This is a genomic window from Anaerocolumna aminovalerica, assembly GCF_900115365.1.
In the GTDB taxonomy this organism is placed as follows: domain Bacteria; phylum Bacillota; class Clostridia; order Lachnospirales; family Lachnospiraceae; genus Anaerocolumna; species Anaerocolumna aminovalerica.
Window position 1 is genome coordinate 19,218 of sequence record NZ_FOWD01000050.1, and the last position, 9,463, is coordinate 28,680.

General features: G+C 34.8%; 8 protein-coding genes and 1 pseudogene. 6 read left to right on the forward strand and 3 right to left on the reverse strand.

The window, feature by feature from the left end:
- Nucleotides 1-24: 24 nt before the first annotated feature.
- A complete protein-coding gene (locus BM183_RS18530) occupies nt 25-231 on the reverse strand; it encodes a methylated-DNA--[protein]-cysteine S-methyltransferase (protein ID WP_334292874.1) in 207 nt (68 codons plus the stop codon).
- Nucleotides 232-486: 255 nt separating this feature from the next.
- Here BM183_RS18530 and BM183_RS18535 point away from each other — a divergent pair, with 255 nt between their 5' ends.
- The 3 genes from BM183_RS18535 (at nt 487) to BM183_RS18545 (ending at nt 3,334) form a co-directional block, all read left to right on the forward strand.
- A complete protein-coding gene (locus BM183_RS18535) occupies nt 487-1,137 on the forward strand; it encodes an HAD family hydrolase (protein WP_091688800.1) in 651 nt (216 codons plus the stop codon).
- Nucleotides 1,138-1,150: 13 nt separating this feature from the next.
- Nucleotides 1,151-1,906, forward strand: a complete 756-nt coding sequence (locus tag BM183_RS18540; RefSeq protein ID WP_091688802.1) for an exodeoxyribonuclease III — start codon at nt 1,151-1,153, stop codon at nt 1,904-1,906.
- Nucleotides 1,907-2,308: 402 nt separating this feature from the next.
- A complete protein-coding gene (locus BM183_RS18545) occupies nt 2,309-3,334 on the forward strand; it encodes a M42 family metallopeptidase (RefSeq protein WP_091688804.1) in 1,026 nt (341 codons plus the stop codon).
- A 182-nt stretch (nt 3,335-3,516) separates the two neighbouring features.
- On the opposite strand, the gene BM183_RS18550 is transcribed toward BM183_RS18545, so the two are convergent.
- Complete coding sequence (locus tag BM183_RS18550) at nt 3,517-5,259, reverse strand: S8 family peptidase (RefSeq protein ID WP_091688806.1); 1,743 nt, start codon at nt 5,257-5,259, stop codon at nt 3,517-3,519.
- A gap of 207 nt (nt 5,260-5,466) precedes the next feature.
- The gene (locus BM183_RS18555) at nt 5,467-6,678 is read right to left on the reverse strand and encodes an amidohydrolase (protein WP_091688808.1); all 1,212 of its coding nucleotides are present in this window, start codon (nt 6,676-6,678) and stop codon (nt 5,467-5,469) included.
- Between the two features lie 623 nt (nt 6,679-7,301).
- On the opposite strand from BM183_RS18555, the gene BM183_RS18560 reads away from it, so the two are divergent.
- The 3 genes and pseudogenes from BM183_RS18560 to BM183_RS18575 all read left to right on the forward strand — a co-directional run.
- Nucleotides 7,302-7,658, forward strand: coding sequence for an RNA polymerase sigma factor (locus BM183_RS18560; protein WP_091688810.1), 357 nt, complete (start codon nt 7,302-7,304; stop codon nt 7,656-7,658).
- Nucleotides 7,659-8,721: 1,063 nt separating this feature from the next.
- The gene (locus BM183_RS21525; protein WP_242961050.1) at nt 8,722-8,847 is read left to right on the forward strand and encodes a group II intron maturase-specific domain-containing protein; all 126 of its coding nucleotides are present in this window, start codon (nt 8,722-8,724) and stop codon (nt 8,845-8,847) included.
- A gap of 420 nt (nt 8,848-9,267) precedes the next feature.
- A pseudogene (locus tag BM183_RS18575) lies at nt 9,268-9,463 on the forward strand (hypothetical protein); the annotation flags it as partial.

Sequence of the window (9,463 nt, forward strand, 5' to 3'; positions counted from 1 at the left end):
TATAAACTTTTAAAAGTTATCGTATTATGCATTAGCATACTTATTTTCCTCCATTTCCAGTAATTTTTCTTTAATATAAAGTCCAGCGGCATATCCTACTAATTTTCCGTTGGAGCCAATGACTCTATGACAAGGGATTATAATGGGGATTTGGTTTCTATTATTAGCCATTCCAACAGCCCGGCATGCTTTTGGATTGCCAATTGCCTCAGCAACCTGTCTGTAAGTCATGGTCTTACCATATGGAAGGGCATTAATACCTGCCAGACTTTTTGCTGGAAAGGAGCACCTTTTGTACACCTTTTAAAACATAGAAACTTTATAAACCTTATACAAGTTAAGTATACGTCATAGGGGGCTATTCCGTCAATGAAATTCATGACGTTCCTTCTTTAAGAGTGGAAATGATACCTTGCATTTTACGCTATAAGAGGATAAAATAAAGTAAATTTATACTTTATTATTTAATTTAGAAAGGAAAGAAGGATGATTCAATACATATTCATTGATTTGGACGGAACTATCACGGATTCCCAGGAAGGTATTACAAAAAGCATTCAATTTGGTCTGAAGAAAATGGGGATAGATATAGAGGATTTAAATTCTTTAAGGAGGCATATTGGCCCTCCATTACGAGACAGCTTTAAGGAGTATTATAATTTTGACGAGGATAAGCTGGAAGAAGTAGTAAAACATTATAGAGAATACTACAGGGAAAAAGGTATATTTGAAAATGAAGTTTATACAGGAATGAATGAAATGTTCGAAAGATTATCTTCTGCCGGCAAGAAGTTGGTAGTAGCTACTTCCAAGCCGGAAGTATTTGCAATAAAGATAATGGAGCATTTTGATCTGGCAAAATATTTTACCGATATATGCGGTAGTACCTTGGATGGCTCCAGAGAGAAAAAAGGTGATGTTATCCGTTATGCCCTTGAGAAAAATCATATTACTGAACTTAATCAGGTGGTTATGGTAGGGGACCGTTTTCATGATATTGCAGGTGCGAAAGAGAATGGACTTACTTCTGTTGGTGTGCTCTATGGATTTGGAAACCGTAAAGAGCTTGAAGAGGCAGGAGCAGGGCAAATTGCAGAAACGGTAAAAGATTTGGAAGAAATATTAATGAACATGTAGAAGGGAGGAAATTATGAAGTTAGTATCATGGAATGTAAATGGATTAAGAGCTTGTTTAAATAAAGGCTTCGAAGATTTTTTTAAGGAAGTGGATGCGGATATATTCTGTATACAAGAGACAAAAATGCAGCCGGAGCAAGCAGAGATCTCATTTGAAGGATATACCCCTTATTGGAATAGCGCAGTGAAGAAAGGGTATTCCGGAACCGCTGTTTTTACAAAGAAGGAGCCTTTATCTGTTTCCTATGACTTTGGAATGGATAAACATAATGACGAAGGAAGAGTAATCACTTTGGAATTTGATGATTTTTATTTGGTAACGGCCTATACTCCAAATGCTCAAAGGGGGCTTACTAGAATTGATTACCGAATGGAATGGGAAGATGACTTTAGAAACTACCTAGTGGAATTGGACAAGAAGAAACCAATTATTCTTTGTGGTGATTTAAATGTAGCTCATAATGAAATCGATATAAAGAACGCCAAATCCAATGTTGGAAATGCTGGTTTTTCCAATGAAGAACGGGGAAAGATGACAGAATTGTTAGAAGCAGGCTTTGTAGATTCTTTTCGGTATCTTTATCCGGATGTAACCGGAGCGTATTCCTGGTGGTCATATATGTTTCATGCAAGAGAGAAAAATGTAGGGTGGCGTATTGACTATTTCATTGTATCGGAAAAGATAAAAGAAAAGATACAGGATAGTATTATTCATAAAGATGTTTTTGGAAGCGATCATTGTCCTGTAGAATTAGATATTCAATTGTAAAAGAAGAAACTTGGTAAAAGTAGAAAAAGTGTAAGAAATATGGTATTCTTAGCCGAATCACCCCGATGCTTAACGAACTGCGTAGTTCGGGAACTCCATGTAGTTCAATGAAAGGCCATGCATTCTATTGGGAAGAACTCCAAAAGAATCCCCAGATTATAAAAGAAACTCTTTTGGATTTCATCTTTAGAACTTGGTTTTTTTAAAAGTTCCGTTAAGGGGCATAGTATTTGAAAGGTTGAAGAAAATTAATTAAGAAAGGTTGCCACTAAGTAATTCTTTCAACCTATTTAGTTGTGGCAGTATCACATCTGTAAAACAGAGTATTACATCTGCAAACGAGTATCCATCTGTAAACAGAGTAACTCATCTGTAAGCATATGTGATTCAATGGGTGAAAACATGCAAATCATAGAATATATTATTAAGACCTTAGAAACTATAGTGAATATTCCAAGTCCTTCCGGTTTTACAAAGGATGTAATACAGTTTGTAAGATCAGAAGCGGAAAGATACGGCTATTCCTGTGAATTAAGTAATAAAGGCGGTTTAATTGTATCTGTTCCCGGAGATAGGGAAGAAACGGTAGGGCTATCCGCTCATGTTGATACTTTAGGTGCTATGGTCCGCTCCATATCCGGCAATGGTATGTTAAAGTTTACATTAGTAGGTGGTTACACTATGCAGAGTGTAGAAGGCTGCTATTGTAAGATACACACTAGAGATGGAAGAGTTTATACCGGCACCATATTGGCCAAAAGTCCATCTGTTCATACTTACGATGATGCCAGAACCCTGGAACGCAGCGAAAAGAACATGGAAGTCCGCATAGATGCAATTGTAAATTCCAAAGAAGATGTTTTAAAACTTGGTATTAACAGCGGTGATTACATTAGTTTGGAACCTTATTTCATATACACAAAAGAAGGATTTATTAAATCCAGACATTTAGACGATAAAGCATCGGTTGCAATTTTACTTGGCCTACTAAAATATATGAAAGAGGAAAATATAATTCCTAAAAAGAATATAAAACTTCTAATCAGCAATTATGAAGAAGTTGGCTTTGGTGCAAGCTGGATTCCAGATGATATTACAGAATTTATTGCCGTTGATATGGGAGCCATGGGAGAAGACTTAAATGGAAGCGAATATGCAGTTTCCATCTGTGCAAAAGATTCTTCCGGACCTTATGATTATGAACTGACTAATAGATTAATTGCATTGGCGAAAGAAAATAATATTTCTTACGTAGTGGATATATTCCCACATTACGGTTCCGATGTATCAGCTGCTTTAAGAGGCGGTAATAATATTAGAGGTGCTTTAATCGGACAGGGAATACATGCATCTCATGGAATGGAAAGAACCCATAAAGACGCCTTAGAAAATACATTTAATTTATTAAAAGCTTATGTAATTGAATAAAGAAGTTTTTGATGCAGCATATAATTTAAAAATTGTTTAGAAATCAAACTGTCATTCTGAATGAGTACTGGGAAATAGAATTCGCTAAGAATTCAGCTGTCTACCCTTTCTGGGGTTCTCCCTCTTTAGGATCAGAATGACAGTTTACTGCCACTTTCATTATATAAATTATTATATTATTATTATCTCTCATAGAATTCATTTATTAATGCAACATAGGTTTTGAAGATGTCCAAGATACCAAAGCCCCATTGCTCATTTGGATAAGTTGTATCAGGGGATCGTTTTGCGCCTTTGATTAATAAATTTCCCACTTCCGTGGTATGCATGGTAGGATAATTACCTCTTACAACACCCCATTCCAATATCATAGCTGCAACACCGGCAGCATGTGCGGCTGCCAGACTTGTTCCGTTTAATCGTGCAAACTCATTATTTAATACGGGGCTTAAAATGTGCATACCTGGAGCTGCAACATCCGGCTTGAAGTAGCCATTGGAGGTAAATCCATTACTTGCATGATAGAATAAGGTATTATTAATATGATTATAAGCAGTGATTACAATTGCAAATTCCGAATTACCCGGAGTAGTTAATGTAGTTTCATTAACCGGATTTAAGAAAAAGGTCCCTCCGGAAATAAAGTTTTGCATAGGCAGCCACACATGATATTTTGTGGGAATAGTTCCCCTACCCTCTACACGAAATTCCCAGGTTCCCGGAGCGGGGCGATCAAATCGAAATATTATTAATTGATCTCCTGAGACAGTTCCCTTTGTAATGGAATCAATCAGAATCTCGGTATTCTTATAATTTACCTGTATTGTATCCCGTTGAGGGGGTATAGAGGGAATATGGACAATATCTTCACCGTTAGGAGTAAGTATGGTCACTGACACAGTATTAGGAGCTGTACACCACAATTCCATTGAGAGCCCGCTTTCATTACCTCCTACATTTAATTGAAAAAAGCTCAGGTTATCACCGGATGGACTTTCCTTAAAAAAGTGATGTCCCAAGTTTCCTTCATTTCCTGCAGCTATTACGACAACCACACCAGGTATCCTGCTGGTTCTGGTTAAATAAGAGCTTAATACTCCTACTTCTGCATGGGAACCTTGACTTGTTCCTACTCCTATACAAATAACCATAGGGCGTTTTAATCTTTTGGCGGTTTGTAATAAATATTCTATACCGAAAATAATATCATTTTCCTGATAGCATATGGAGTCTTCAGGAATTTTAAAAAATTCCTTCAGGTATGGCTTAGCAGTTTTTAATTTCACAGCAACAATCTCAGCTTTTGGTGCTACTCCTGTAAATAAATAATCAGAGTGAGGAAAGCCGGCAGCAACACCTGCTAATGCAGTTCCATGACCGATCTCATCAGTACTGGGTACAATATCAAGAGGGTTTGGGCTGCTTAGTGCATTATTAATTTGTTCTCTGGAGAATTCTGTTCCATAGTATAAGTCTTGTGGGAACTGATCTTCGCTAAAAATAGTTTGATCCCAGATGGAGACTATTTTAGTGGTCTTATCATCATATTGGAAGACGGGATTCATATAATCAATTCCGGTATCCACAAGCCCTATTAGCACCCCCTCTCCTTGTAAATCAAAGTTTGGTATTCCTCGAAGCGTTAAAACATTGGAAGCATTTAAACAAGAAGTGGAGAGTATGCGGCAGCTTGGAGGGGCAGATAATAACCCAAAACATTTTGGCATGGCTTCATAACCAAATTTGTATAAACTATTATATGTTATATTACATACAGGTATATATGCAACACTTAAAGTACTATCGACCATATTAGTGGTGATATTTTCACTACACTGAATAACAGCAGACAATCTGTTTGAGTCGCTGATAAATAAGTCTGCATAATCATAGCTAGTGATTTTATATCTTTCTTCACGATTCATATATTCACCATAGTCACCTCATAATTCCTATTATATTCATATGTATAAATTGGAAAATAGTGCGAAAAATAAATAATTTTTCTCTAAATTTGTTGCAATAAATAGATTGGAATTAGTAAGAGAACAAAGAAGTGGAAAAGAAGTAGTATAAAAGAAAACCGCAAACTTTCTGATTTTGTTGATTTAGTCTGCGGTTTTGCATTATATTTATTTAAAATTTCCGGAAACAAAGTTACCTTTAAAGAGAACCACCCTTTCAGGGCAAACCCGGCCTATTAAATGAGCGGAGGATTCCGCTTTTACAAATAATATATTGGCTTTATCATCAACTTTTGGCCAGCTTAAGTTTCCCTCTTCATCAAGTGGAGTGATTCCATTAGTTACTAATCCCAAGGCATTTGATAATGCTGCTTCATCTGTCATGGAGAACACTTCTGCGGCACGGCTTGCACGTTGGATTAAGTCACCTGTACCAAAGGGGCTCCAGTGATCATTGATGTTGTCATTCACTACATGCACGTTGACTCCATGTCTTTTTAACACCGGTATAGACAATGCCTGAATATCAATAGGTACCGTTGTGTTAATGGCTACATTGGCTTCTTTCAGCCGTTCTGCGATTCTTTCTAATTCCTCACCGCAAATATCAGCTAATGCAAATCCATGGCTTATCTGCACTTTTCCTTGGAGATTATATTTTAGGGTATAATCAAGAATTCGGTTGATTTCATAAATGCCCAAACTGCCTCTGTCATGTAAATGGATATCAACTTCTTTTTTATACTCGGCAGCTAAATCGAAGGTGGTCTTTAAAGATTTCTCAATATCACCGTCAATAGTTGCAGGATCCAATCCACCTATAATTTTTACTTTATCATCTTCTAAGGCTTTTGATAATAGACCTTTTTCTTCTGTTTTCAAGGTACCGTGCTGAGGGAACACAGCTATTTCATAATCTAATTTGTGTTTATTCTTTTCCAGAATCCTTTTAATGATAGACAAATTCTCTAATTCGATTGTAGGATCTACATTGACGTGTACACGTAAGAAAGCAGCACCATTTCCAGTGATTAAATCAATTAAAGCCTGTGCTTTTTCAGGTGTATCTGCCAAGAAGTCACGTAAAAAGCCTTGTTCCTCTTTGATTCTTTCAGCTACCGTGTCCATAGGAACAACAGCATGCCATTTGCCGCCGTAATGGCCTTTATCTAAATGTATATGGTTATCTGCTAAAGCTGGTAAAGCCAAATACCCTTTTGCGTCTACAATATCTTTACTAGCTTCTGGAACAGATTCCGCTATTTCTTTAATAATTCCATCTTCGATGAGTAAAGCAACCGGTTTGGTTTTTGTAACAACAGTATTTTTTGCAATTTCTTCTCTGCCGTATTCTATTAATACATTCTTAATCCAACTCATAACATTACCTTTCTCTTGATTACATTTATTAAACTTGCTGTTTCTTATACCATCCCTATAGCATTCAACTATATATGAATTTTTATTGTTATAAAATAGGAAGGAAAGCAGCAAATTTGTTTTATTATATCTTTATAATAAGTTTTTATCAATGGTTTATACCATAATATTGTGGAAGATGAATGTTTTATATGAGAGCTAACTTATTATGATAAAATCAATTTTAAGCTGGGTCCTTCATCTCCCGATAAATAAAAAAGTTACTGACCATAAAAGACAATGAAACGTCTATCTGTTAATAGGTAAGAGTTAAAATAAATTTGGATTATGTTATATTATACATAAGAAATATAGGATCATAAATAGTGTCATATTCATAAAACTTTACGAAAAGTGATAGAAGTTTACTTTAGTATATCGATTTTTGTTAGACTGTTATTTAATATGGTAGTCAGTAATACATTAAAAGTTTATATAAATCTTTTAAAATTGCACGCTTTTTGAAATGTGAATCGTGTTATTGGTGAAAGTGATATCACTACATTACAGTAATATTAGACAGCTTAAATTTGGCTGTTTACTAATTACTGTTATGAAAAAGATACAGGAAGGAGAAATAGTATTTGAAATCTTCACAAGATAATGAATTTATTATAGCTCAGTTTTCTCGGTATGGAAGAATGGTCTTACGGATTGCTTATCAAAATACTTCTAACATGTCTGAAGCAGAAGATATAACGCAAGAGGTATTCTTAAAATTGATTAGGGAAGACAAGATATTTACTGACGATGAACATATCAAAGCATGGCTTATTCGAGTTACTATTAAGATTATTTTAAATCTTCGAGATTTCGTAGTAATGTTGCCTTTACGGAAGAAGAACAATGATAGAATTATCCGATTAAGGATAATCAGTATAGCAAAAAAGGCTGTGCTATTTGTCTTTAGAGATTCATTACTTCGTATCCAGTTTTTCTAAGACATGGAGCTCCTCTCTTAGATATCCACATAATAACAAAATGTGGGGAATAATAAATTGCTTTATTGACAAAAAATGCTATATCATTTATGCTGAAATAGGAGTATTTTTTATTATTAGAAGGGGAGAAGAGTAAAAATGATCTAAAATTAAAATATGGTAATATAATCTTTGCTATTTTAATATATGTTCAAATTATATTATTAAAATATCATATTATTTGTGATATATCTTCAATTGAGGAAGTATATTTAATAGTTGTCATTGCATCACTTTTTCTCTTAAAACTTTTGAATGAAATTAATAAGTTATATATCAACTAAAAGCAGAAATATTCCAGCAGGAATTTTAATTGAAGAAGTTAGATATAATGATTATTATGTGATAATAGGTATACAAAATAGTGAAGAAAATATTAAATTGTATTGTGATAAATTTAAATTTGATTTAATATCCAAATTTGATAACTATGCAAATATTTCCTTCACAACAAGTCCTTTTACTAAAAAGAATTATCTTAAAAGTTTTCAAGTGATTAAATAATGCTAACTAAGAGCTTTTTGTTTCTAGGTGCTTCCTTTTTTATTTCCTTTGCTTCGCTAGTATTTTCATCGTCTAAAAGTGAAAGGTAGGATTTTCCTGCAAGTTCCAAACCGGATTTTATGCAGCTATATCAAGATAGTGTATACGTATACAATGTTTAAGTAAAAAACAGAGACAATACAGTCTCTGTTTTTTATAGTTGCCCGCCATTGGCGGGCTCTTGTGGGTGCAAGTCCCTAACACACCCAGGTAGTGGGAAGTGTATAGCTGAACGGCAAGGGTGTCAGCCGTGAGGTGGTATTGTAATTATGGTCGGAAGTGAAATGGCGGCAAGACGTGTCATGAGAAATATCTCAGCATTTATTGAGGAGAAGCTAGGTCTTAAAGTGAACATGACAAAAGTAAGATTGACAAGCCAAAGGGATTAAAATATCTTGGATTTGGATTCTACTTTGACACTTATGCCAAACAATACAAATCAAAACCGCATGCAAAATCGGTAGAAAAGTTCAAGATGAAAATGAAGAATCTGACATCTCGGAGTTGGGGAGTCAGCATCAAAGTAAAAGTAGAAAAGCTTAACCAATTGATAAGAGGATGGATAAACTATTTTCGGATTGGAAGCATGAAGACCCTCTGTAAATAGATGGATTTAAAGATAAGATTCAGACTCCGCATGTACATTTGGAAGTACTGGAAGCTACCTAATACAAGAATGCCCAGACTTATTCAACTTGGTATTAACAGAAACTGGGCTAAATGTACTACTTATAGTCTCAAAGGCTATGCTAGATTATGTAGTGGTGGCGCAGTAGCTGTAGCAATAAACAATAAGAGACTAACCCAGTATGGATTAGTCTCAATGCTTGACTACTATTCAAAACAACCATGTTAAGTTGATTGAACCGCCGCGTACCGAACGGTCAATGTCGTCAACTTAAGGACACTACCGTCATATTGTATATTTATTTATAGGTGTTTTGGTTAAAATGCGAATTGACAAACAAATGTTCCCTTCAAAATTTTATTAGATACATTTTATCTATTAAATTTTGGAGGGATTTTTATGTCTATTCGTAATAACTTAAAGGATTTTTTTCAAGAAATGAATACTCTTCTTACTTCTAATGAGTTTATTGAACAACACAGAGCAAACAATTCAGCATTTTCAAGAACGAGGAAGTTATCCTTTACAGATATTATTCACTTTCTTTTAACACTTCCTCAAAAATCATTGTCCGTATCTTTGGGAGAGTTTTTTG

Coding starts and splice junctions, on each gene's coding strand:
- BM183_RS18545 (WP_091688804.1), top strand. CDS start 2,309: ATGCAAATCATAGAATATATTATTAAGACCTTAGAAACTATAGTGAAT.
- BM183_RS21525 (WP_242961050.1), top strand. CDS start 8,722: ATGAAGAATCTGACATCTCGGAGTTGGGGAGTCAGCATCAAAGTAAAA.
- BM183_RS18550 (WP_091688806.1), bottom strand. CDS start 5,259: ATGAATCGTGAAGAAAGATATAAAATCACTAGCTATGATTATGCAGAC.
- BM183_RS18530 (WP_334292874.1), bottom strand. CDS start 231: ATGACTTACAGACAGGTTGCTGAGGCAATTGGCAATCCAAAAGCATGC.
- BM183_RS18540 (WP_091688802.1), top strand. CDS start 1,151: ATGAAGTTAGTATCATGGAATGTAAATGGATTAAGAGCTTGTTTAAAT.
- BM183_RS18555 (WP_091688808.1), bottom strand. CDS start 6,678: ATGAGTTGGATTAAGAATGTATTAATAGAATACGGCAGAGAAGAAATT.
- BM183_RS18535 (WP_091688800.1), top strand. CDS start 487: ATGATTCAATACATATTCATTGATTTGGACGGAACTATCACGGATTCC.